The sequence below is a fragment of the Larkinella harenae genome (genome assembly GCF_054780515.1).
In genome coordinates this window covers 153,932-176,677 of record NZ_BAAGWE010000005.1, presented here as the reverse complement: position 1 = coordinate 176,677, position 22,746 = coordinate 153,932, and the positions used below count along the sequence as shown (strand labels likewise).

General features: G+C 51.0%; 23 protein-coding genes. 14 read left to right on the top strand and 9 right to left on the bottom strand.

Going from position 1 to position 22,746, the window contains the following annotated elements; genetic code table 11:
- Positions 1 to 10: 10 nt before the first annotated feature.
- The 9 genes from ACYVH9_RS22635 to ACYVH9_RS22595 form a co-directional block, all read right to left on the bottom strand.
- Positions 11 to 556, bottom strand: a complete 546-nt coding sequence (locus ACYVH9_RS22635; RefSeq protein WP_460638689.1) for a hypothetical protein — start codon at positions 554 to 556, stop codon at positions 11 to 13.
- Between the two features lie 100 nt (positions 557 to 656).
- Positions 657 to 1,445, bottom strand: a complete 789-nt coding sequence (locus ACYVH9_RS22630; RefSeq protein ID WP_460638688.1) for a hypothetical protein — start codon at positions 1,443 to 1,445, stop codon at positions 657 to 659.
- 13 nt (positions 1,446 to 1,458) lie between these two features.
- Positions 1,459 to 1,887 carry an rRNA adenine methyltransferase gene (locus ACYVH9_RS22625; protein WP_460638687.1) on the bottom strand — a complete coding sequence of 143 codons (429 nt, stop codon included), beginning with the start codon at positions 1,885 to 1,887 and terminating at the stop codon, positions 1,459 to 1,461.
- A 24-nt stretch (positions 1,888 to 1,911) separates the two neighbouring features.
- Complete coding sequence (locus ACYVH9_RS22620) at positions 1,912 to 3,375, bottom strand: sodium:solute symporter (protein WP_460638686.1); 1,464 nt, start codon at positions 3,373 to 3,375, stop codon at positions 1,912 to 1,914.
- A gap of 525 nt (positions 3,376 to 3,900) precedes the next feature.
- Positions 3,901 to 4,512: a hypothetical protein gene (locus tag ACYVH9_RS22615; RefSeq protein ID WP_460638685.1), complete on the bottom strand. Its 612-nt coding sequence runs from the start codon at positions 4,510 to 4,512 to the stop codon at positions 3,901 to 3,903.
- Positions 4,509 to 4,736: a hypothetical protein gene (locus ACYVH9_RS22610; RefSeq protein WP_460638684.1), complete on the bottom strand. Its 228-nt coding sequence runs from the start codon at positions 4,734 to 4,736 to the stop codon at positions 4,509 to 4,511. Before ACYVH9_RS22610 ends, ACYVH9_RS22615 begins: the two co-directional genes overlap by 4 nt.
- 12 nt (positions 4,737 to 4,748) lie before the next feature.
- Positions 4,749 to 5,324 (bottom strand): hypothetical protein, encoded by a 576-nt coding sequence (locus tag ACYVH9_RS22605; RefSeq protein WP_460638683.1) that lies wholly within the window; start codon positions 5,322 to 5,324, stop codon positions 4,749 to 4,751.
- Between the two features lie 62 nt (positions 5,325 to 5,386).
- Entirely contained in the window at positions 5,387 to 6,181 is a 795-nt protein-coding gene (locus ACYVH9_RS22600; protein ID WP_460638682.1) for a DUF7192 family protein, read from the bottom strand.
- 135 nt (positions 6,182 to 6,316) lie between these two features.
- Positions 6,317 to 7,768 carry an AAA family ATPase gene (locus tag ACYVH9_RS22595; protein WP_460638681.1) on the bottom strand — a complete coding sequence of 484 codons (1,452 nt, stop codon included), beginning with the start codon at positions 7,766 to 7,768 and terminating at the stop codon, positions 6,317 to 6,319.
- A 268-nt stretch (positions 7,769 to 8,036) separates the two neighbouring features.
- On the opposite strand from ACYVH9_RS22595, the gene ACYVH9_RS22590 reads away from it, so the two are divergent.
- The 14 genes from ACYVH9_RS22590 (at position 8,037) to ACYVH9_RS22525 (ending at position 22,746) form a co-directional block, all read left to right on the top strand.
- Complete coding sequence (locus ACYVH9_RS22590; RefSeq protein WP_460638680.1) at positions 8,037 to 8,618, top strand: hypothetical protein; 582 nt, start codon at positions 8,037 to 8,039, stop codon at positions 8,616 to 8,618.
- The gene (locus tag ACYVH9_RS22585; RefSeq protein ID WP_460638679.1) at positions 8,597 to 9,301 is read left to right on the top strand and encodes an AAA family ATPase; all 705 of its coding nucleotides are present in this window, start codon (positions 8,597 to 8,599) and stop codon (positions 9,299 to 9,301) included. The genes ACYVH9_RS22590 and ACYVH9_RS22585 overlap by 22 nt, the downstream gene beginning before the upstream one ends.
- Positions 9,217 to 9,678, top strand: a complete 462-nt coding sequence (locus ACYVH9_RS22580) for a GNAT family N-acetyltransferase (RefSeq protein ID WP_460638873.1) — start codon at positions 9,217 to 9,219, stop codon at positions 9,676 to 9,678. The genes ACYVH9_RS22585 and ACYVH9_RS22580 overlap by 85 nt, the downstream gene beginning before the upstream one ends.
- Positions 9,679 to 9,686: 8 nt before the next feature.
- Complete coding sequence (locus tag ACYVH9_RS22575) at positions 9,687 to 10,142, top strand: hypothetical protein (protein WP_460638678.1); 456 nt, start codon at positions 9,687 to 9,689, stop codon at positions 10,140 to 10,142.
- Complete coding sequence (locus ACYVH9_RS22570; RefSeq protein ID WP_460638677.1) at positions 10,139 to 11,476, top strand: PBSX family phage terminase large subunit; 1,338 nt, start codon at positions 10,139 to 10,141, stop codon at positions 11,474 to 11,476. Before ACYVH9_RS22575 ends, ACYVH9_RS22570 begins: the two co-directional genes overlap by 4 nt.
- An 87-nt stretch (positions 11,477 to 11,563) precedes the next feature.
- Positions 11,564 to 11,857 (top strand): hypothetical protein, encoded by a 294-nt coding sequence (locus ACYVH9_RS22565; RefSeq protein ID WP_460638676.1) that lies wholly within the window; start codon positions 11,564 to 11,566, stop codon positions 11,855 to 11,857.
- Positions 11,809 to 12,093 carry a hypothetical protein gene (locus ACYVH9_RS22560; RefSeq protein ID WP_460638675.1) on the top strand — a complete coding sequence of 95 codons (285 nt, stop codon included), beginning with the start codon at positions 11,809 to 11,811 and terminating at the stop codon, positions 12,091 to 12,093. Before ACYVH9_RS22565 ends, ACYVH9_RS22560 begins: the two co-directional genes overlap by 49 nt.
- A complete protein-coding gene (locus ACYVH9_RS22555) occupies positions 12,086 to 13,054 on the top strand; it encodes a hypothetical protein (protein ID WP_460638674.1) in 969 nt (322 codons plus the stop codon). The genes ACYVH9_RS22560 and ACYVH9_RS22555 overlap by 8 nt, the downstream gene beginning before the upstream one ends.
- Before the next feature lie 85 nt (positions 13,055 to 13,139).
- Positions 13,140 to 13,610, top strand: a complete 471-nt coding sequence (locus ACYVH9_RS22550; protein ID WP_460638673.1) for a hypothetical protein — start codon at positions 13,140 to 13,142, stop codon at positions 13,608 to 13,610.
- Positions 13,607 to 14,140 carry a hypothetical protein gene (locus ACYVH9_RS22545; protein ID WP_460638672.1) on the top strand — a complete coding sequence of 178 codons (534 nt, stop codon included), beginning with the start codon at positions 13,607 to 13,609 and terminating at the stop codon, positions 14,138 to 14,140. Before ACYVH9_RS22550 ends, ACYVH9_RS22545 begins: the two co-directional genes overlap by 4 nt.
- A 12-nt stretch (positions 14,141 to 14,152) precedes the next feature.
- Positions 14,153 to 14,890: a hypothetical protein gene (locus tag ACYVH9_RS22540; RefSeq protein WP_460638671.1), complete on the top strand. Its 738-nt coding sequence runs from the start codon at positions 14,153 to 14,155 to the stop codon at positions 14,888 to 14,890.
- 81 nt (positions 14,891 to 14,971) lie between these two features.
- The gene (locus ACYVH9_RS22535) at positions 14,972 to 15,298 is read left to right on the top strand and encodes a hypothetical protein (RefSeq protein WP_460638670.1); all 327 of its coding nucleotides are present in this window, start codon (positions 14,972 to 14,974) and stop codon (positions 15,296 to 15,298) included.
- Between the two features lie 168 nt (positions 15,299 to 15,466).
- The gene (locus tag ACYVH9_RS22530; protein ID WP_460638669.1) at positions 15,467 to 20,932 is read left to right on the top strand and encodes a tape measure protein; all 5,466 of its coding nucleotides are present in this window, start codon (positions 15,467 to 15,469) and stop codon (positions 20,930 to 20,932) included.
- Positions 20,929 to 22,746 (top strand): hypothetical protein, encoded by a 1,818-nt coding sequence (locus tag ACYVH9_RS22525; protein WP_460638668.1) that lies wholly within the window; start codon positions 20,929 to 20,931, stop codon positions 22,744 to 22,746. Before ACYVH9_RS22530 ends, ACYVH9_RS22525 begins: the two co-directional genes overlap by 4 nt.

Below are 22,746 nucleotides of genomic sequence, written 5' to 3'. Positions count from 1 at the left end.
GCTGAGAAGGCTACACTTCAGGGGGAGGAGAAAAAACCGGCAAACTCCGGGATAAAAGAAGGGATGCAAAGGACGGAATACGCACGGTTTTTTCGGTCCAATCGTAGAAAAAGAACCAGGTTCGCGCGCGGCTGATGGGTGAGTATTCCTTTAAAAGTAATTTAAGCAGATTATTGGCTTTTTTAGCGGTTTCGGAAGTACCGGTGGCAAATTGTTCTTTTACGAATGAAAGCAGGTCCCGCTGGAAGAAAGACTTTGTCTTGTTGACGTAGCCGGTAATGTGTAAGGTGTCGCCCGAGACATCGAGATTGACAATTTCGTAATAGCTTCCCCGGTATTTAAACCCTTCGGATTTCTGCTGGGTAAGGATGGCCTCGTTGGGGTGCTTCTGGAGGGGAATCTGGAACTCAACCAGGTGGTCTACGGAAGAAAAAACGGTCAGTCGCTCTGACAATTCATGCTGCTCCTGCCACTGCACACTAAGCAGTACGAGCAGGTGCCCCATCATGTGATAGAGCAGTAGCACAAATAAGGCGAGCGATGTAAACCGTTTCACAACCCTTAAGTTTGGAAAAATTTATTCAAATATATACTATTCTTCAAAACATTCTACTTATTGTAGAAATTTTGAACTTGATATCCTCTTGCTCACGGGTTTACGGAGTAGCCAATTCAACCGACAATGCAAATCGGGTTGAAGAAATGGTTGGCCCGCTAAAACCGCCCCCCCCGCCGTACATCCCGCGCCGACCGTACATCCCACCGCCATACATCCCGCCACCGTACATTCCTCCCATACCCGTCATGCTACCGGCATCCGACGCCTTCTGTTTGGGCCGCTCCGGTACCCCTGTTTCAAAGGCAATAGCCAGTGGCGTACCGGGCTTCCCGTCAATCAGCGCCAGGGGGATGGCCAGTTGGTAAACCAGCCGCCCGGCTTTCTCTTCAATTTTGCCCGTTATACCGGAGGGATCACCGCTGGCCGACACCAGCATTTCGTCCTCGGCCACCAGGTGAATCAGCTTCATTTCAATTTTCCGGTTGATTAATTGCTTCATCATCATACCCCGGTCTGTCGGTCCGGTCTGGGCGGCAAACGCCAATGGCTTGCCCGTGGCCGGGTCGATTTCTTCCGCCAGTGGGAACTGAATTCCACGCCGGGATTTTTTCTTACTCTTCTGATCGAGCCAGATGGTGCTGCCAAACAGCAGGGCCTTGAACTGGTCCTGATCGTTGTCCAGCTGAAAGGTCAGAAAAAGCTTGTCGGCGTTGTTGGTTGCCACAGCGTGAATTTTGGAATTGTCCAGGTAAACTTCGCCGGGCGAATCGCTTCCGATAGCCGCTGGCGTGCTGTTCCAGCTGCTTTTTACAGGTACGGTTTTCTGGCCAAAAGCCAAACTGACGGCTAAAACCAGGGTCGTGCTGAGTATGATCAGTCGTTTCATTGCTTCGTTTCTGTTATGCATTTCTTGTTCGTTCCAGACCGCTCCGAATCCCGGAACGAATCATTTTTCCGTATCCATCATCTGGCAGCTCATCGGCGTAAAGCTGGGCCAGCTGATAGTTGTTGCGGGCCGCGTCAAAGTCTTTCAGATCTTCATGGCACTTCCCGATATTCAAATACAACGACGGATACACCGCCAGCATGTCTTGCTCCTGCACGTTTATAGCCGACCGGAGCGCAATTTCATCCCACGCTAATTTATCAATGACCGTACTTTGGTGACGCGCCATGTAATGGGCCGCAATGCATCGTTCAACGTCATTGGTCGCTTCACGCCAGGCTCGCTGAACCAGTTGAAAAGCCTCGTCCGGCTTTCCTTCACCTTCCCGCTCCATTCCGGCCCCACAAAGTTGAACGATATTATTTTCGGGATCAAATTGCATACAACGGTTTTTCGGATCAAGCGGTTAAACCGTCACTTCTTTTGAAACAGTTGCATTGCGTGATACGGCCCACAAACCCAGAAACGTAAACACGCCATTGAGCACCAGTCGTTCAAAGCCAAATTGGTATCCATTGAACCATTGCGCCGAATGATTATTGACATACAGCGTCAGCAACGGCGAAGCCAGACACACCAACGGCACCCAGCCATCGCGGACCGGACGTTTGGTGAACAACCCGAACGAATACAGCCCCAGCAACGGCCCGTACGTATAACCGGCCAGGTCAAAAACCGCCGTTACGACATCCTGGCTATTAAGCCGGTTGAAGATAATAATGACCACAAAAAACAGTACCGAAAAACCGATATGCACCCAATGTTTGATCCGGGCCCGTTCCACCTCCGGGCGGTTTTCGACGTCCATAAAATCCACGCAGAAGGAAGTAGTCAGAGCAGTCAGGGCCGAATCGGAACTGGCGTAGGTGGCCGCCGTAATGCCCAGCAGAAAGGTAATGCCGACGACCAGGCCGAAATGATCGAGCGCCAGCATGGGATACAAATTATCGGTTTTGGCCGGAATTGCAATGCCTTTCGAATTGGCGTAAATGTAAAGCAACGCCCCCAGCGAGAGAAACAGAAAAACGACAACGGAAAATGTACCCGTAAACCAGAACATATTCTTCTGAGCTTCACCGATGTTTTTACAGGTCAGGTTTTTCTGCATCAGGTCCTGATCCAGCCCCGTCATAACGATGGCGATAAAGATTCCGGAAATAAATTGCTTGAAGAAATTTTTCGGATCATTGGCATCCCAGAAAAAAATCTGGGAGTAGTCACTTTGTGAGATCGTAGAAACCATTTCGCCGAAGCCCAGGCCCAGCTCCCGCGAAATCAGGATAATGGTCAGTATCACCGCCGTCACCAGAAAGGTGGTCTGGAGGGTATCGGTGACGATAATGGTTTTTACTCCGCCTTTGAACGTATACAGCCAAATGAGCAGAATGGTAATCGCAACCGACACTTCAAACGGAATACCGAAACTGTTGAAAATGGCAATTTGCAGCACCCCGGCGGCAATGTACAGACGAATGGCCGAGCCAACCGTTCGGGCCAGCAAAAAGAACCCGGCACCGGTTTTGTACGACCAGAAACCAAAGCGTTTTTCCAGGTAACCGTAAATGGAAATCAGGTTCATCCGGTAGTAGAGTGGCATCAAAACCATCGCGATGACGTAGTAGCCCACGATATTGCCCAAAATGACCTGAAAGTAGGAAAACGCTTTGCTACCCACCGCGCCCGGCACCGAAATGAAGGTGACACCGGACAGCGAAGTACCGATCATGGCAAATGCCACCAAGTACCAGGGAGTCTGGCGGTTAGCGGTAAAAAACGTATTCGTATCGGCTCCTCTGGCGGTATACCAGGAAACCACAATGAGCATGGCAAAATAGGCAATCAGGATGGTTAATGCAATGTTGGGATTCATACTGCCGGAGGCAACTTTTTAGGTAAACGATGGGTTATCATTCTGGGAGTTCTGTTATTCCACAGCTTGCAAAAAACGTGGTAAAAGCAGCCAAAATTTCGTAAATTTGCTAATCAAATAGGAATACGCCCCTATATCACTGATATTCAGCAGTATTCAAAAGTTCTACTGAAACATTGCTGAAACACACTCCTATTTTGAGTTCTAAATGTAAGAAACCCCGCCGACATTTGTCAACGGGGTTTGCCAGATATACTCAATACAAAGACTAACTAAGAAATTCTATTTCGATCTGTTGAAAACCTCGGCCATGCCTCTTTGAAATCTTCTATAGGCAGCCGCCGAAAGGTGGCAGGCATTTAGACAGATTAGCTTTGTGGCCGAAAGGTGTGCATTGCATTCCGGGCAGCGCCATTGACTGAAGCAATCAAAAAGCGGTTCGCTTTCGTCCCAGATTGCTTTTTTGCCATTGATATAGGGAACCCCCTCTATTATTTCGTGTCCTATTACAATTTGCATTAGATTTTATCGGTTTGCGTTGAAAAATGCCCGGGCGAATCCTTTTGGTGTTGCAGACCGCAAAGCCTGGCGGTTCGGCACGGACGGCGGTATCTTGTGCATCATTGATCCGTACAGGTTAATTGCTGGTGTACTGTACAGGTTCGTGTTGAAGTTTCCCCAGAGGATTGTTTTCTTCGTGTAGGGGTCTCCGTAATCAAGCGGATCGAAACTCATTCGCCGGTATGGCTTCAGTTCTGGAATTAGTTTCTCAATTCGTCCAACTGGGTTTTCGAGTGCCCAGAACTTCAGGTTTTCACAGTGTTCAGCGAAGATCATTACCAACTGAGCCAGAGCAATCATGAGCGTTAGGCTCTCTTCTGGAATTAGTGGCCACCATCTGGCCCCCGAAGCTGCAAAATACGTGCAGGGCGGGGCGGCTAAAATGCCATAAACATCTGAAGAATACCCCATTAATGATTTCCAAGCAGTATCCGAAAGCTGGCCATCTTCTAATAGAATGTCTCCTTCTATTTGCTTGTCCCAGAGCAAAACCGGATATCCTGCATCGATATACGGCTGCGCCCAGGCTCCGGTATAGTCGAATAGCGAAAGAATCAGTTTTTCATCCGTATTCACGCCTTTACCTTCTTTATTGAAGCGTAACCAACATCAAAAGCATCGAGAATTAATTTCTCCCAGGTCATCTCCGGGTCTATTCTTTTTTGATTCTGTTCTTCAATGAATTTTGCCTTTTCTTCTGGGTTCCACTGATAGTGAATATCCTCCCATTGTTCATCCGTTACCTCCATTTCAATACTGTCAAAATGTATGGCCGGAAAGGTTATCTTTATCTTAGGCATTTTCTTTGTTGTTTAGTTGTCGGACGGGGAAACTTTCGGATTCATTACCGGAAACTGAAGATCGAGCCAGTTCAGACGACCGGCCACCTGGAACATTTCAGGAAGCGGAACCCGGTTGATTAAATCCTGCGCGACGATCTCCACTTGTTCAGCACTGGCATAGACTTCGAGCTGGTGACGGCATATCTGCTGAAGAACACCCGCCCAGTGAATTTCAATCGGTCGAATGCTGATCAATACCCCCGTTTCGGCTTCGACCAGCATCACACAGACGGTCTTTTTATCGAGCTTCAGAAACGGGCCGCGTTCGTCGCCGATCAGTCGGTACATATTCAGCGGGTGGCAGAAATCCCCCACCCCTTCCATTTTCAGGAGAATCACCGGCACCGTCTGCGGAGTCGAGAAAAGGCCGACCGCCATTGGTGTGCTATCCCAAAGCGGAAGATCGTAATCGGCATTCTGGGTGAAATAGGCCACCGAAAGAAACTCGGTGTTCGTCCAGAGCATAAAGTGCTCATTGCCCAGACCGGCTGGGTTCGGCATCGGGAATACCTCCCCGACAATGAAGTCTAGACTGTGAAAATACATCTTAGTTATATTTGTTTGAGGTAAGAAGAAGCCCCGACGACCTGCCGGGGCTGGTATTGTCGTTATTCGGAAAGCAGGTGAGAGAGGCCCCATTCGCGGTAAATAAAACTCTTCGTGAATACGGGGTAAAATCTTTTATTATGCACATACTGTGGGGTCCAATTCGCGAAGAACTCTCTTTTAGTGTCTTGACTTGCCAAGAACCAATACAGTGACGGAATGGTGATTTTTTCGTCGGTTTGAATTAATTCCGGGCATCCGGCCACAAGCCTGTAATCAAAATTGTAGTAGTCTCCGAATCCAAGGGCGGGAACAGTTACATTGGTAAAAAAATCATTATTAAGCAGCAGTCCGGCCAGTTGGCTCATGTTCAATGGTTCACCGTAGCTTTTATAAGGGAGGGCGTATTTGATTTGGTGGCTATCTCTGCTATTGAGCATGTAATGGCCAGTAATATTAATCTGGCATCGACAACCTTCTGACTCAATTTTATCAATCAGATCAAGGACGTAATTGAAGTAGTCGAACACAATCCGGTTTGGTGTCCACCACGGCCTTCCGGTCATGACCTCAATCTCAATAAATCTAGGAGCGTCGTAACTATTAAAGTTTACCATGCATTCCGGGTCACCACAAAGGTATCGATCAACATCAACGTAATCTCCTGAATAGTCATAAGCGGTTGAAGTTGCGTTTTGAAGCTGAATGTGCCTAATGGAATCTCTATGCTTTAAAAATTGCTCCAGCGTTCGTGGGTCTCCGGTCCGCCCCAATTCTTTTGTCTGCTCGGGCGCGCCTTCGGCAAGATTACAAATCTCATCAATTGTCACTATGCCGAAGTCTTTGATATTTGCCATGTTGTTCTTTGTTTGAGTACAGGACAAAGTTAATATTAATATTAACAATCACAAGGATGAAAGGTGAATATTAACCGTTCGACCAAATGATTTATCAGAAAAGAAGCCGGACTGATTGGCCCGGCTTCGTCTGGATCATTTCGTCTGATTCGGCAGTTCTAAACCTTTCGCGGCCCGTTCGTTGTAGAATGTACCGAACACCTTTTGCACTCGCTCGGCCAATGCTACCGGCATACCTTTCAGAACGCGGGTTTTCAAGGCATATTCGGGAGAAAAACCGGCTTCGATCAATCGACCGCCTAAGATCGTAGCGCGGGGGCTGATAACAACCCGCTCAGCGACCAGCTCCTTGCGGAGTTTCTGGGTGAAGTTGCAGAACCATTTATTGGGAGCCAAGTCGCGTTCTAACGTTTCGTCGTAAGCAAACTCAATCACCGAAAACCGATCCAGCGTTGCGGCATCCAATTGATTGCGTCCGACGTACTGACGATCCGCACCCAGGCCGAAGGTGTTCGCGCAGGCAATCAGAACAAAATCCTCGTGTTTCTTCACCATCTTATCGGCGAAGGCGCAGTACTCATTAGCCAGGGCGCTATTCAGAACCGCAATCACGTTCGGGTTTCCGGCATCTACTTCATCCAGAACAAACAAGCCGCCGTCCTCAAAAGCCTTCCGAAACTCCGTGGTTACATAATTGCCGTTTGCGTCACAGTAGCCTAATAGTTCGGCTTTAGAGGTCTGGGCACAAACCGACTTGCAATAGAACGCCAGTTCCAACGCTTCGGCCACTTGCTGACAAACGGTAGTTTTCCCAGAACCGGCAGGGCCGACCAGCATAACGTTATCGCGAATGGCCGCATGTTGGAGCAGGTTCTTGAACTCTTTGTGGGTCTTACCCTTAACTTCCTTCGCTTCTTTATCGCCAAGTTTTACCTCAATCCGGGTAACGCCAACATCTTGAAGCTTCAATTCGACGATTTTCGTTACCAAGTGCGGCAATGCAACTTCGTTTTCCTCGCGGAGTTCTTGAATCTGGCCGTCCACCGATTCGCGGAAAGAACGCAGGTTGTCGTTTACCATCTTTTGAATCTGCTCTGGGTTTAATTCAGGAGACCTGCCTTTTGCTTTGGCTAACGCTTCGGCAAACATCCGGGCGGCTTTGGTAACTTCATCGTCCTCTCCTTCTTCAACAACCGGAGCCGGAGCCGCCTTCTTTCTCTTTACCTCCTTAATCTCGAACGGCTCACCTTTTACCTCGGCCACTTCTTCAGTTGCTTCAGCTTCTTTCACCGGCTGCGGTTGGTCGATAACTGTAATCGTGCTGGCCGGAACCGTAACGGATACGGATTTCTTTTCAATTTTACCTTCTCCTTCGTTGGGGATGTTCGCCTGAGCTTTGAAGGCATTGTACAGGGTCCGACGTCCACCTTTCGGATCAAGTTCCAGTCCCAGCGTCTCACAGATTTCAGTCCAGCCCGTCTCTTTCGGGAATCCCATCGCTACAGCATAGTCTTCTTTCGTGGAGTAATCTTTTGGGTTCAGGATTTGAACATCTGAAGTCTTTGGGGCGGTGATTACAGTTTCCATTGCAGTTAGTTTTGCTTGAGTTAATATTATTGTTTCGATTACCCTACAAAGTTAATATCAATATTAACAATGTCAAGGGAAAATCAAGGGAATCCCAAAATTATTTTTTCGACTCAATCGGTTGTTAATGCGGGAATTGTAGACAAATCAGCGGGATTTGGGCCATTTTCGTTCCTAAATCTGCACTGGCTGGCTTTTTTCGATAGTTAATATTATTATTGCCTATCTTTCGACAATCAAAACCACTCGAAACGGTACGCAAAATTGTATGAAGCTGACTATTTCCCCCGCACTCGCGGAATTGCCCACGATCAGTTCGAATGACCTCTGGGACTTGCAGGGCAACCTAAAAGACCTGAGTAAGTCGAATTACAAAAGACTCGTTCAGTCCATCGAAACCGAGGGGTTTTTCTTCCCGCTATTCGTCTGGTTCGAACCCCAGACGGGAGACCCCTACACACTCGACGGAAACCAACGGCTACGGGTGCTGCGCACGGAGTTTCCCGGTGGGGTTGATCTGCCTTACGTCGAAGTAAAGGCCGACGATCAGGAGCACGCCAAGAAAATGATTCTCTTAATCTCGTCCAATTACGGCGAAGTCACCAAGGACGGTTTCGATGAGTTCATTGCGACGATGCCCGACACCGATTTCATCAAACAGGCTACCACCTTTGACGAATGGATGGATCGACCTATTAAGGATTTGGGTGACGACGACGGCGACGAAGGGAGTGGCGACTACGAAACCAAGTACCGGATCGAGATTGAACTGGGTGACGAAGCCAGTCAACAAAAGATGTACAATGAACTGATTGAACGCGGTATTTCATGCAAGCTTTTGACATTGTAAGGTATTCCGACCCGGGCCAATCGTTCCGGGTCGCTTCCGTCGTCGGGACGTTCGATCTACAGAGCACCAAGACTACCGAACGATTTACGGGAACGATTGACCCGCCCGCGGGCTGGCAGATTGGTTTGATCGTCGGCGCATCCGGTACCGGCAAGACTACGATAGCCCGAGAACTGTTCCCGGCTGCCTACGTAACGGCATTCGAGTACCGGGCGAAAAGCATTCTGGACGATATGCCAACGGGGTGCACCGTGCAGGACATTACGACGATGTTTTCCAGCGTGGGGTTCTCGTCTCCCCCGTCGTGGCTCAAGCCGTATTCCGTGCTCTCGAACGGGGAGAAGATGCGGGTCGATCTGGCGAACGCCTTGCTACGCCCCGAGAAGCTGGTCGTCTTCGATGAGTTTACGTCCGTTGTTGACCGCGTCGTTGCCCAGGCTGGTTCGTTTGCCGTTCAGAAGGCCATTCGCCGGACCGATCGGCAGTTTATCGCCGTGACCTGTCATTACGACGTAGAAGAGTTTCTAAAACCCGATTGGGTGTTCGACACCAACACCATGCGCTTTTACGTCCCGGAGGTGAACGGCGCGGGAAAGCTCTGTTCGACATCGACCTGTACGAGATCGACCGACCCGCACAAAAGGGCGAGCTATGGGCGACATTTAGTAAGTATCACTATCTGAGCCACGATTTCAACAAGTCGGCGCGGGTGTTCGTCGCGACCGTCAACGGGCAACTGGCCGGGTTTACCGCCGTGCTGACGTTCCCCCATCCCGTCGTAAAGAACTGCTTACGCATTCACCGCACGGTGGTACTCCCCTCGTTTCAGGGGCTGGGGCTGGGAATCAAACTTCGCAACACCATTGCCAGCTTGATTACGCGAGAAGGTAGGAAGCTGATCACGACAACGACGCACCCCGCGCTGATTCGACAGATGCAAAAAGACCCGCTCTGGGCCTGCACGGCCAAGAAGCGGCACCCCAAACCGGGTAAGAGTTCGCAGTTCAACAGTACCAGCAGTAACCGAATTACCACGTCTTGGAAATATGTAGGTAAGTAAATACGATCATGGGAGCAAAGCGGATTGAAATAGATTGGGCCAAGGTGGATTCGATGCTACGTGTCATGGAATCCGGGGCGGCTATTGCTCGTGCGCTTGGGTTCAATGAGGAAACGCTTTACCGAGCCTGCAAACGCGAAAAGAAGCAACTGTTCCAGGACTACGCCCAGAGCATCAAGGCCCAGACGCATTACAGTCTGAAAGCGGCTCAGTTCAAAGAAGCCTACGGATACGAGTTCACGTTGACCGATGAGAAGTCGGAGCGGCAGCGTGACGGTAGTTTCCGGGTTGTTGAGCGCAAGACAAGACGCGTTCGGCAGGCACCGTCCGTGCCGATGCTGATCTTTCTGGGTAAGCAGTACCTCGGACAGACCGAGAGCAGCGGCAACGGGAATGGCGGCCAGGGTGGCGAAATTCCGGGCTGGGATATAATCGGAGACGAAGAAGAGCAGCCTGAGCAATGAGCAACGTAAAGCCCCTGTATCAGAATCAGACGCTGATTCGCCCCATCGTTGACGTATCCAAGTTGCGGGCGAAGTTTCTGCGCGTTTACCACGATCTGGATAAGCGAGCGAAAACCGACTACGTGGTGAATTTCGGTGGTGGTGGCTCCGGGAAATCTCACGCGATGGCGCAGTATCTCGTAAAGCGGTTGATGCAGAAAAAGGAGAAGCTACTCGTTATTCGCAAGTTCGGAACAACACTGAACGACTCGGTGGTTGCGCTCTTTCTCGAAATGGCGCTTCCGTTCTGGGGCCGCAAAGAAAAGCGCGACTACACCTATAACAAGTCGCAGAAGAAGCTCACCTTCCGCAACGGTTCAGTAGTTATTTTCCGGGGGCTGGACAACCCGGAGAAAATGAAATCCATTGCCGGGATCACAATGGTTTGGGTCGAAGAAGCGACTGAGCTATCAGAAACCGAGTTCAATGTCATGAGTGACCGGATTCGGTCGCAACCCCAAATCTACCTGACGTACAACCCGATCAGTGAGCGGCATTGGTTGAAGGCCCGTTTCCATGATAAGCCGGACGAGCGCGTTACCGTCATCTTCAGTACGTTTCTGGATAATCCGTTCGTCGGTGCGAAATACATCGCCGATATGGCGTGGTACGAGAAAAACAACCCGGAACACTACCGGGTTTATGGTCTCGGCGGCTGGGGCATCATTCGCCCCGATAACCCGTATTTCACGGCCTACAAGCCAACAATTCACAAGGGCGAGACAAAGTACAACCCGAATTACCCCGTGTACCTGTCGTGGGACTTCAACGTCAAGAACACGGTACTTATCTCGCAACACTTCGACGGCCAGCGCATCGAATACCAGCAACTCATTCACGGTGGCGACGATCTGGAGGGGCTGTGTCGTGATCTGGCGTATCGGTTCAAGAACAATCAGGTGTACTTTACCGGCGACGGTTCGGGCAACTCCGGCAGTGCTTACACGACCGGCAACAAAAGCGCCTGGGAGCTTATCAAAACGTACTTCAGCAAGTACGGTCACAAGTATTGCAACTACTCGCGGGTGCCGAAATCGAACCCGTCCACGGCATCAAGCCGGTTTATCTGCAATGCGCTACTGGCGTACTTCCAAGGGAAGATCATTATCGACAAAGAAAAGTGCGGTCTGCTGCTGGACGACATCGAACGGATGCGGGCACTCTCCAACGGGTCGCTCGACAAGAAGGATGCCGACAAGCACAATTACGGCCATGCCGGGGATACGTTCCGCTACGATCTGTGCCAGTTCGAGAAGAGCACCTATGACGGTCTGGGCCTGAAAATGGCAGCGTAGAAAAAATATTTACCGAACTACGGTCGAAATGTTTGATAGAACCCGAAGTTAATATTAATATTACCATCGGTTTACAAAACAAGTTCTATGAAACAACTTTTTACCTTCCTCCGGCGTTTCGATGAGTTAATCTGTTTAATCGGCATCTACCTTGTCATGGGCGCTCTGGAAACTTTGTTCTTCTACCTTTTCTGTCTTGATTCCGGTTACTCCCCCGGCCCGGTTATGCTGTTGGCCGGGGCGGTACTTGCTCCCATCATTTCCGTTGTCGTTCCGCTGGCGTGGATTCAGCTTCTGGCGCTGCTCGCTGACGGCCTTATCTACTTATTCGAATGGATGTTTTCGATCCCGAACGGCACGACGCAACCGTCAAAACGTTGATTGAGGCCGGTATCTTACTGGTCAAGCAGATTCAGGTACACGCTTCCCCTGAACGCCTGCAAGCTCTGCGACTGCTGAATGATTCACTGACCCAGCTGTACGCCTACTCCGACCGGCAGAAGCGTATGCCGGGATTAAACGAAACAGAGCGGCACCTGCGCTCGCATTTTCAGCGCAAGAGCAAAGAAGAAGTAATTCGTTTTCAAAGCCTTAAACAGTATTCCAAAAATGAGTGAATTACTTCGATCTGTCGGCCTGTCCGGGGTTACGCCCGAGAACCAACCCGCTAAGGTGTACGTGAATGCGCTGCCCGGAATGAGTACCGAACTGGCGGCTGCCGTCACCAAAGGTGCTGATACCGTTACGCAGTTGTGGGCCAAAGTTCAGAGTGTCGCACTTGAACGGCTGACGACGTGCCTTGAAATTGAGCTTCAAAAGCAAGCCAGCTTCCGGCATATCGTGTGCTCCACCGAGCAACCCCGCCCCGCCGTATCAGCGTTGCCGGTGCTGCCAGTCGCCCGGTATCTGGGCAATGCCATCGCGGCCCCGTATTCGGGTCGTCATGCCGCCATTCGGGTCAACACCGTGGAGTTTCTTTCGCAGTCGTCGGGCAACTCAACACTGAAGGTGTACGACCTGATGGGTCGTTCGGAATTATTCAGCCAGGCCGTGGCGATCAACGAGGGGTACAATGCCATAGCAGTGAACAAATCGTTTTCCGTCAACTGGCGCGGCCTTGATCTGTTTATCGGCATTGACATCAGCGCAACTACATTGCTTGAACTGGAATTGTCGTGTGCTCCCGATGAACTAACGATTGAGTCGGGTATGCTCCCGCTGGCTGGCCTGAAAGCCCGTTCGTCGTTGATCGAATCACCGGCAGCGGTGTACGTCGATGCCTCGCTGACCTGCGACATTCTGAGCGTAGCGGATCGGTTTGTCGATAAGCTGTGCTGGCCGTTCGCTTACTATTGCGCCGTGCTGCTGCTCGATGAAAAGATAGCAAGCCCGAAATTTAACCTGTTTACCCAGACGAACCGGATGGATACCGAAGATCGGATCGTGCAGTACAAGGACGAAGCCCGAAAACGCGTCTCACAGGCCGCAAAGCTCATTTTTCAGCAACTCAACGGGTCAGTTTGTCTATGCGCTAACGAGCAGGATCAGCCGGGTTTCTATTCCGGTAGCTTTGTTTAATAAGTGAATTTTCAACAAAAATTTGTTTTGTATGTTAAATTAATGTTATAATTACTCAATTATAATATAAGTAAATCATAATTATATGCTGACTGGTATACAAAGTAATCTTCTGGAAACACTGCGTCGGGAAGTCGAACGACTTCAGCAACTGCGGCAGTCTACACAGTCCAGCTTGGTTCAGTCAGCGCAGCTAGGGGCCGATCTGGTTCGGGAACGGATTCAGACAACGGGGCGCACTGCGTCGGGTACAACGATGACCACCCGCGCCCGGCAACGAATAGGGCGCTACTCCCGCGCTCACGGTCGTCGCCGTCGGCGAGCACAGCGTCAGGTTGAGCACGTCGATTTCACGCTGACCGGCGAATTAATGAGTGCCTGGGGAATTGTTGGTTCGGATGCGCAGGGGGTTAGTGTCGGCTTCAAAAACGACGGAGCTTCCGAGATTGCCCAGCATTTAGAGGATTATTTCGGCCCCGCCTTCGATATGACCCCCGACGAGCGGGAACGTGCCAGCAGACCCGTTTACGAGAGTGTTAATAATCTTTACGATTGAAAGCTATGCTACTTGAAACTATTGAAGAGATTGATCGGTTCATTACGCGACAGAATCCCGACACCCGGATTCAGTTGAATGGAATTGCCGAATCAAAGTTTATCGCATCCGAAAACAAAGCCGGTTTCGTTATTCCCGGCGAGGAAGATCGCGTTTTCTGTCTGGAAACCAGCGACTATGAGTTTCAGATTCTGCACGTCATCAGGGGCGGAACCCCCAACACTACTAACCAGTACGGCAGTACAATCAGTCAGTCGTTTAATGTCGATTGTACGCTTATTATTTTGACTACATTATCAGACAAGCTTGGTGCCGGAATCATGGCTATTAATCAAGCCAGATGCGCTCAGTTGAAGTCATTTAACAATGATACACTTTCCGTATTAAAAAACGACCTGAAATTATCAGTCAACCAAGACAGCACCCCGCACCCCGGCCTGTTCGCTCGCTCATTCAATTACTCAATAATGGGAGTACGGCAAGAAGAATTTTCACTAAATTGCACTCCCTTTTTCAATATTTCTGTCTGAAAAATAGTAAGTATGCAAGCAGACTTTCAACGCGCTTTGGAGAAGGGGGATATTGAACCCGCCAAGCTGCCCGACGGATCATTCTTCATCCGTGACAATGTTCAATTCTATCAGGCTACTCAGCAGGGAATCAACCTGTACATGGGCCGTTTTCACGCCTTTTCGGACCTATTGCGTAGTCATGACGTTCTCAAGCTGACGACCGACCTCATGGATACCGCCCAGGCGACGAAGCGAAGTTTGCTAAAAAAAGCAATGCTGAATCTGGTCGCAGACCCGGAATCGGCACAGGATTGCTTACGGGAAGTACTTACGATTGAAGACCGCATTGATGCCCGGCGTTCGTTCGGTCTGGACATTGAACAAGTTTATGAAATTGCGTCGATCTGGTATTTTGCCGAAGACGAAAATCCGGCGAAACCCGAACCGGCAAAGACAAAGCGAAACATCGGAATCTTCGCCAAGCACCCCGAATTGTACGCTTTTTTTTTGGCTACACCCATGGGGCAGTTTGTGCCCTTATCCGAGCTGTTGAATCACGACATCGTGAGCTATATCCACGAGGTTCGGTTTCAAGAGGTATTGGACTGGAGCAGGCTACTGTTAATGTCCGAGAGGCTTGGTTTCGGGAGAGATACGATTTCGCTTTTGCAATCACGCAAGGAGACGTCAATCTTATTCGACAATTTGATAACCTCACTGTCGAAGAGTTCCACAACTACCTTGATGCCCGACGACGTGACGAGTTAAAAAAGAGAGAGTTAGAAAGAAAAAAGAATACCCCCACCCCATCGAGATAAGTAATAAATGGCTATTTAACCTATCCAATTAATGCAAACCAAAATTACCAGTCGTAAGCAAAGTGACGTTGCCTTGCTGAACTCTTACTTAAATCTCAAGTACCCTAGTGCAATCTCTATCATTCAAGCTGACCCGGAAACGTTGACACTGGATTGCTTTGCGCAGTCCTACATCTTTCTGGCGGACTCGCACACTGATCAGGAATGGTACGGTGTTTTCAAGTCGATGCTGTACGACCTGTTCGCGCAGCGTCAGCAGTCACCCCGTACTGCACTGGCTTATGCCGAATCACTGGCGTTCGTGGCCGCAGCCCAAAACCTACTCCATTCCATTCCCGTTGCGGCACCCATGAGCTAGATCAACCCAAAAAATACAGCATCGAATTAGGGCGATAACGCCCTTTTTTTATATCAATATTAACTTACTTTTTCACAAATCGAAACTTAGTTAATATTATTGCTTTTGTCGAAATAATAATATTAACATTTCCCTATCTTAGCGGGCGGCACTTATCAGGCTACCCGCATGGAAGACAAAAACGTCCGGTTTCGATTCGAAGCCGTCTCCGAACTACCTACCGTTGAGCAGCAGCTTCTTACGCTGATCGAACTGAGCCAGAAACAGGAACAGGTCATCAAGCAGCAGGCGGCAAGCCTACAAAATTCCGTATCCCAACAGGAAGCCTCACTCGACCGACTAAACCGTGCCTGGAAAGAGGCCGGAAACAGCATCACAACCGTTAAGGATGCATCGGCTCAGCAGACGGCGCGGGTCAAAGCCGACGAAGAGCGTCAAACGGCCATTATCAAGGCCGAAGCTCAGAAGCAGGTTGCCGAAATCAAATCCACCGAAGCGCAGAAAACAGCCGCGGCCAAAGCCGGAGCCGCCGAGCGTGACGCTGCCGCTAGGGCATCGGCCAACGAACAAAGTGCGCTCGCCCGGTCGTTAGCCAGTCAGGCACTGGCCGAATTGAAGGCGGCTCTCAATCAGCAAACCATCGCCGTAAAGGCGGAGCAGGAGCAGCAAACCGCCATCATCCGGGGTGAACAGACCCGGCAGACGCTGGCGTTGAAGGGCGAACTGCGGGAACAGGCCACAGCCATCCGGCAACAGAGCGACGTTCTGCGGGAGTTTCGCACGTTGGTAGCCGCCTATTTCGGAGTGCATGAGGTAATCGACTTCGGCAAGTCAGTGATCGAAGCGAAGACAAAGCTCGATACCTTCCACATGGGCCTTACCCAAATGATCGGCTCGAAAGCGGAAGCAAATAAAGTCTATCAGGACGTTATCGAGCTGGCGAAGACAACGCCGTTCAAGATTGAATCGTTGACCGAAACCACGTTCATGCTCAAGGGCTTGGGCGTTGAAACGAAAGAGCTGATTCCGACGCTGAATATGCTCGGGAACATGGCCGCTGTCGTGGGTGAGGATCGACTGCCCCGGATTGCAAAGGCGTTTACCGACGTACAGAGCAAGGGCAAGCTCATGAAGCAGGAGCTTAACCAGTTTGCAGAGAACGGCGTACCGCTGTACGATCTGCTCGCGGAATCGATGAAGAAGCCGCGCGAGGAAATTCTGAAGATGGCCGAAGCGCACACGATCACCTTCGATATGGTGAAAAAGGCGCTATTCGATGCCAGCGAAGTCGGCGGTCGGTATTACAATTTGATGGCACTGCAATCTCAAACGCTCGGCGGGCAAATTGCCAACTTATCCGATAAGTATTTTATTGCCAAAGCACGGATCGGTGACTTTTACGAGGATACGATCAAGAGCGGTATCAAGACGCTGAATCAGCTCATCGATACCACTATCGGTTCCGAGAAAGCGATTGAGCGCACCGTCGCTTATATCAAAGCCGCCGCGACGGCCTATATCTCGTGGCAAGCCGCAACTCGTGCACAGGAGGTGGCCACCAAAGCGTTAGCGGTGGCCCAAACCGCCTGGAATGGCCTGACCACTGCCGGAACGCTCGCCACCGGCACCTACCGGCTGGCGGTCATCGCCATCACCGGCACAACCGAAGGGTTTACCCGCGCTCAACTCGCTTCGGCGGTCGCGGCCCGTTCCCTGTGGGCGGCACTGGCTGCCAACCCGATCGGGGCCATCGTGGCCGTCGTCGGTTTAGCTGCTACCGCACTTATGACGTTGGATGCTGCTACGGTAGAAGTTACCCAGTCAATGAGTGAGCAGGAGTTTCAGGTACGCAAGGAGCAGTCCGAACTTAATCGGCTTACCGAGGCCGCAATGGCGGCTCGCACCGGCACCGTTCGACGGAAAGAAGCGATTGATCAGCTCGTCGCAAAATACCCCGAATACTTCACGGGTATCAACTCGGAGAAGGTCACGAATGAGCAACTGAAGGGGATTCTCGACAAGGTCAATGATTCGTTCAAAACCCGGATTGCGCTGGCGAAAGAAAGCTACATCGCCGAGAAAAACGCTGACAAACAACGGGCGCTGTGGGATGAAGAAGCCGAATCAATCGCCCGGCTGGTGAAGAAGATGCCGGAGTTAAAACAGTACGGCAACGACTCAGCGGCTATCATCAAGCATCTGGAAAAGTCGTACCACGACTACCATTCATCGGTTTCCAAAACGCTACAGCCCCACGGTCTGGCAACGATCATGAGTGCGGAGTGGATGAAGGCCGGGGCGGAAGTTCTGCGAACGAATCAGCAGAGCCAGAAACAGCTCGAAGAAGAGCAGAAGGCCTCCGATACCCGGATTGCAAACGCGAAGAAGTCCGCGCAAGATGCGCAGGTTGCTCAGGTGAAAGATTTCTACGAACGTCAGATCAAGGAATCGGCCGGCAACAAGAGCCGGATTGAACAGCTCAAAAAAGAGGAAGCCGACAAAATCGCGGAGATTACCGAGAATTCCCAGAAAAAAGTTGGCAAGATTCAGGCAGACGGAGCCGAGACGACCAAAAAGCACATCAGCCAGACGGAGATCGAGATTATGCAGATCAAAGCCAAGGCGGGTGAGAAAACGCTGGAAGACCAACTGCGTTTGCTGGAACTGGAACAAAAGCAGCGAATCGACAATATTCAGAAACTGGAGCTTTCGGAAAAGGAAAAAGCCCGACGCATTCAAAAGGTCATTTCCGAAACGCAACCTCAGATCGATGCGTTGAAGGCAGACCTTCAGATCAAAAGTGTCAGCGCCACCAATATTGCCATTGAGAAGCTGGAAGCGCAGTCGGGCGAGCTGCGGCTCAAGCAGCAAATTGATTTGCTGAAAAAGCAGGAACAGGCCGAAATCGAAGCCGTCAACAAAAGCTCGAAGCTGGTTACTCAGAAGCAGGACGAAATTACGGCAATCATCAATAAATACGCTCCCCAGCACCGGGAACTTCAACTGAAGCTGGAAGACGAGAAGTTCAAGGATTTGATGGCGAAGCAGTTGGAGCACGACGAAAAAGTCAAAGTGCTGACTGTGCAGCGACTGGAGGCCGAAAAGATTCTGGAAAAAGCCGGAGTCGCCAAAACGCACGAAGAACGGTTGGTACTGCTTCAGGAGTACGGCAAAAAGGCGAGCGACGAAATCAAAGCCCAGGCGGTGGAGCAACTGCGGATCAATTACGAACAGTCGCAGGAGTATTTTGATCAGGTTCGATTGACATCGGAGAAATCCAGCGCGGAGTACAAAAAGGCGCTGGACCAACGCAATCAGGATCAGTTGAAGTACGAACAGGCCCGGACGCAGTTGGAAACCGCCACGGCCACCAAAACGGTTGAGCTGATCAATCAGACCGAGCAGAAGGTCAAGGAAATCCGGCAGCGGAACGCAGAACTCGAACGCGAGGGTATTGAGAAAAACCGGCAGTTCCGGGAACACGCACTCAAATCAATTCTCGATCTCTTCGGGCAAGGCAATCCCATTGTGGCGCAGTTTGCCGGGGCGATTCTGTCGGCCATCAACAACGTCGATGTGCTCTCGGGCAAAACCGAGCAGCTGGCCCAGAACCGGGTCGATCAACTGAAGCAGACACTTAGTCATCTGGAAATCATCCAGAGTTCGAGTCTGAATCGCTCGCAGGAGCAGATCGAACAGACAAGGGTTGGTATCGAAAAAACCAAGCTGGACATTACCAAAGCGCAGGGTGTCGTTGATGAAACGAAAATGAAGTCGTTCGAGGCCACCATGGGCATTTTCAGCATGGTAGCGCAGGTCGCGAAAGCGATTGCCGACGCGTACAATCAAATGGTGGCCGAAACGTACCAGGCGATTGCGGACGGCTACCAGCGAACCCGCGATGTGTTTGCGCAGATGTACAACACCATGATTCGCATGAATCAGGAGGCTCTGCAACTGGAACTGGAAACCTTCAAGGGTACCTATGCCGAGAAAGAAGCCCTGATTCGGTCCTACCACGCCGAAGAAATGAAGTACGCCGAAGGTCGGGATCGGATTGAAGCCGAGTTTGCTACAGCCCAGCAGATTGCCCAAATCCAAGCCAACGCCGGAACGAATATCAAGAAGTTCCTTTCGGAAATGATTGCAGCCCAGTACGACAAATTACAACGCGAAGAAGCGATGAACATCGCCAAAATCGAACGCGAACTGGAGATGCAGCGGGAGCTTCGTGACGCTAAAATTGAGGCATTAGAGGAAGAGATGGCTGCGTTCAAGGCAGCGAAAGAGCAGGAGATCGATGCGGCCAAATCGGCCAGTGATGCCCACGAGAAGATCCTGAAACAGAATCTCGATGTCTTCAAGGACATTACCGAGCAGCGAATGCAGGCCGTCCGGGATGAACTGGATGCGTTCAAGGAGGCCAAGAACGCGGAAGTTCAGGCTCTCAACGAATCACTTGCCAAGCAAAAAGCACTTACGGATCAGTTTTACAGCGACAAAGCTCTTCGGATGTCCGAAGACGACATTTACCGGAAGGAATTATTGGCTGCCGGTGAAGCTCGTGAGGTAGCGGCTCTCGAAGCCGCCAAACAGCGCGAATTGCAGCGAGCCGCCGATGCCGGAGCCAGCGCCGAAGAGAAAGCCCGTATTACCATTGCGTTTGATAAGCTCATTGCTGAAAAGCACAAGGAGTATCAGACCGCGATGGGTGACAAGACAAAGGAAATTTCCCTCGCGAACCTGCAAATCAAAGAAGAGGAAAACAAGAAGATCAAGGAACTGGAGGCTGACTCGGCGAATGCAATCAGCATCCTGAAAGACCAGATCGTCGCAAAGGAAAAGGAAGCTGCTGCCGAACAAAAGGCACTCAAAGAGGAAATTGCGAAGAAAGACAAGGAAACACAGGACCTAATCCGTCGCAATCAGGAGGAAACAACCGCCATCATCAACGCACTGAAAGAGCAGATTGCTCAAAAGGACCGTGAGATTACCAATCAAATGTCGGGGGCCAATTCCGAGTACAAAGAAGCCGTAAAGGCCGCTCAGCGGGAAATATTCGAAGCAACGAAACGCATGAAGGTTGCCGAGTTGCAGGCTGAGATTGCGATTCTGCGGGGCAAGCGAAATCTATTTAACCGGGGTAAGATCGATAGCGCAATCGATGATCTGAACGGAGCTATCGGGGATATTAACTCACTCGGTTTTGCAAAAGGTACCGAGTTTGTGGATGCCGAAAACCGTTTTCCGAACGGGACTGACACCGTTCCCGCCTGGCTCGATAAAGGAGAACGGGTTATGACTAAAAAGCAAAACAAGCAACTCGGTGGAATCACCAACGAGGAACTGGTTCGCCGGTCGATGCTGATCGACAGTCTGAAGCAAACCTATCCCGGATTGCTCGGCGGCTTCGGACCCGTGCCGGTGATGGCCTCCCCCGCTGAACTGTTCGGGCACGATGGCGGCACAACAACGATTGATCTATCCCAGGTGGAAAACCTGCTTACGGGCCTGACCAGTGAACTGCGTAATAAAAAACTTCTGAATGTCACCATCGACAAGCAGGGGATCGCCACCTACCTCGAAGGCCAGCAGTCGCAGACAATGTATTTATCAAACATAATGAGTCGATGAAAGTCTTTTTGAACTCCGTCCCAACGGTGCCACCGCTTGGATTGGACGCGCTCACGCTGCAAAAAATCAGGAACCCCCGCACCTGGGGGTTCTTCTACCGGAAGATCGGCTATGTCAAATTCGGAGACGTGACGTTTTCCGATCCGTCGTCTGTGCGGACGTTGCGGGATGCGTACCGCCGTGACCGTCTGAACGCTGAGGTGGCGTTTGCCATTGCCGACGATCAGGGGCGTTCGATCTACGAATCCTACGTAGACTTTGTGACGTATTCATCCCGACCGGGCCGGGCTTTTTGTTCGTTTCGAGATTCTAATCCCGTCACAACACTGGAGGCTTCCTTTACGAGCGCGTTTTCCGTTCCGGCGACTCAGACGATTTCGCTGCCCGGTCAGCCAATCACTGCCGAATCTGCCTATGTGCTGAGCCGCCCGACCGTAACCCGCCCCGTCAGCGGCCCCGTAGCCCACGCGTTACCACTGATGCGGAAGGATGATAAAGATCAGTCGATTGCCGGAACGCTGCTCTCGGTGCTTCAGCCGTTGTCGTTCGAGCCGATCTACAAAAACGAAACCGGAAAGCCGGTAACGATTCAGATTTCGGGCGTGGTCGATGTCGATTTCACAACCGACGTATCGTTTTCGGCATCGCTTGGATACCGACTCCTGAAAGATAACCGCGTAGTCGGCTCGGCACCCTTTTCAACGTTTGCCATTGAGTCGGGGTCGCACATCGTTACGGGTGTTGATACCGTCATTACCGTGCCACACGACACGTCGGTTGCCATTGGCTGGATGTCGGCCAGCTCAAACGCGGCCTTCACGGCAACGTACCGACCAACGACAAGCCTGGGCATTCAGGAGCCGGTTTCGCTGCCGGAGACAACCTGTTTCGGAATGTACGCGCACGATCTCCTGAAAGAACTTGCGTTACGCTGTGGCCCTAGTTTCGGTTTTCGGAGTGATTTCTTCCGGGTGGGAGATGGCCGCTCGGTTTTCCTAACGAATGGTGCCAATCTGCGGGGCGTAAATCGTCCGTTCAAGATCGATTTTGCGTGGCTGTTCGACCAGCTGGACCGGTTCTTTAACCTCGAAAAAACACTCGACGGCCCAGACCGGCAAACGCTCCGGCTCGAACCCAAGGTTACAATGCTTCACGAAGCCGGAACAACGATTCTGCCGTCAATTACCGACGTGCGTTACAAGGTCAATACGCAATTCGTCGCGTCAGAAGTTTTGACCGGTTTCGGTACCTGGAAGAGTAACGGCCTCACGTCGGCGATTGAACCCAACGGCAGTCGCTCCTACCGAACCGATAATTCGACCTTTCGTAATACGATTGATCTAAGAAGTGCGCTGATAGCATCCGGTTCGCTGATTGAAGAAATTCGACGCAAGCAGTTCCTTGCCGAAACGACCGGCTCCGGCAAGGAAGAAACGCACGACGACGATCTGTTTATCATCATCGTGGATCAGAATGGACGCGCAACCACGTCGCCGAACTACAACGCGGAGCTTTGCCCGGAAAATGGCCTGCGGAACTGGCTGCCGTTCTTGACTTACTGCGGCAATTTAACGCTCGAAACCGTTCAGGGAGCACTCGCTCCCAACGAATCAACCACCTTCGCCCCTGCCCCGCCCTTGATCGGCGATCAGATAGCAACCGTCACAGTGTCACTATCGATGCTTGAATACGAACGACTCAACGATTGGATCGAATTTCACGACGGCGAACAAACCTGTACCGGATTATTGATGGAAGCGAGTTGGTCGCAGACCGCCGATGGACCCGTTGCAACACTCATTTTAGCCTGCTGA

Bases quoted from the DNA above. Each gene is read 5' to 3' on its own strand.
- ACYVH9_RS22630 (WP_460638688.1), bottom strand. From the start codon at position 1,445: ATGAAACGACTGATCATACTCAGCACGACCCTGGTTTTAGCCGTCAGT.
- ACYVH9_RS22625 (WP_460638687.1), bottom strand. From the start codon at position 1,887: ATGCAATTTGATCCCGAAAATAATATCGTTCAACTTTGTGGGGCCGGA.
- ACYVH9_RS22620 (WP_460638686.1), bottom strand. From the start codon at position 3,375: ATGAATCCCAACATTGCATTAACCATCCTGATTGCCTATTTTGCCATG.
- ACYVH9_RS22610 (WP_460638684.1), bottom strand. From the start codon at position 4,736: ATGCCTAAGATAAAGATAACCTTTCCGGCCATACATTTTGACAGTATT.
- ACYVH9_RS22605 (WP_460638683.1), bottom strand. From the start codon at position 5,324: ATGTATTTTCACAGTCTAGACTTCATTGTCGGGGAGGTATTCCCGATG.
- ACYVH9_RS22600 (WP_460638682.1), bottom strand. From the start codon at position 6,181: ATGGCAAATATCAAAGACTTCGGCATAGTGACAATTGATGAGATTTGT.
- ACYVH9_RS22595 (WP_460638681.1), bottom strand. From the start codon at position 7,768: ATGGAAACTGTAATCACCGCCCCAAAGACTTCAGATGTTCAAATCCTG.
- ACYVH9_RS22590 (WP_460638680.1), top strand. From the start codon at position 8,037: ATGAAGCTGACTATTTCCCCCGCACTCGCGGAATTGCCCACGATCAGT.
- ACYVH9_RS22585 (WP_460638679.1), top strand. From the start codon at position 8,597: ATGCAAGCTTTTGACATTGTAAGGTATTCCGACCCGGGCCAATCGTTC.
- ACYVH9_RS22575 (WP_460638678.1), top strand. From the start codon at position 9,687: ATGGGAGCAAAGCGGATTGAAATAGATTGGGCCAAGGTGGATTCGATG.
- ACYVH9_RS22570 (WP_460638677.1), top strand. From the start codon at position 10,139: ATGAGCAACGTAAAGCCCCTGTATCAGAATCAGACGCTGATTCGCCCC.
- ACYVH9_RS22565 (WP_460638676.1), top strand. From the start codon at position 11,564: ATGAAACAACTTTTTACCTTCCTCCGGCGTTTCGATGAGTTAATCTGT.
- ACYVH9_RS22560 (WP_460638675.1), top strand. From the start codon at position 11,809: ATGGATGTTTTCGATCCCGAACGGCACGACGCAACCGTCAAAACGTTG.
- ACYVH9_RS22555 (WP_460638674.1), top strand. From the start codon at position 12,086: ATGAGTGAATTACTTCGATCTGTCGGCCTGTCCGGGGTTACGCCCGAG.
- ACYVH9_RS22550 (WP_460638673.1), top strand. From the start codon at position 13,140: ATGCTGACTGGTATACAAAGTAATCTTCTGGAAACACTGCGTCGGGAA.
- ACYVH9_RS22540 (WP_460638671.1), top strand. From the start codon at position 14,153: ATGCAAGCAGACTTTCAACGCGCTTTGGAGAAGGGGGATATTGAACCC.
- ACYVH9_RS22535 (WP_460638670.1), top strand. From the start codon at position 14,972: ATGCAAACCAAAATTACCAGTCGTAAGCAAAGTGACGTTGCCTTGCTG.
- ACYVH9_RS22530 (WP_460638669.1), top strand. From the start codon at position 15,467: ATGGAAGACAAAAACGTCCGGTTTCGATTCGAAGCCGTCTCCGAACTA.
- ACYVH9_RS22525 (WP_460638668.1), top strand. From the start codon at position 20,929: ATGAAAGTCTTTTTGAACTCCGTCCCAACGGTGCCACCGCTTGGATTG.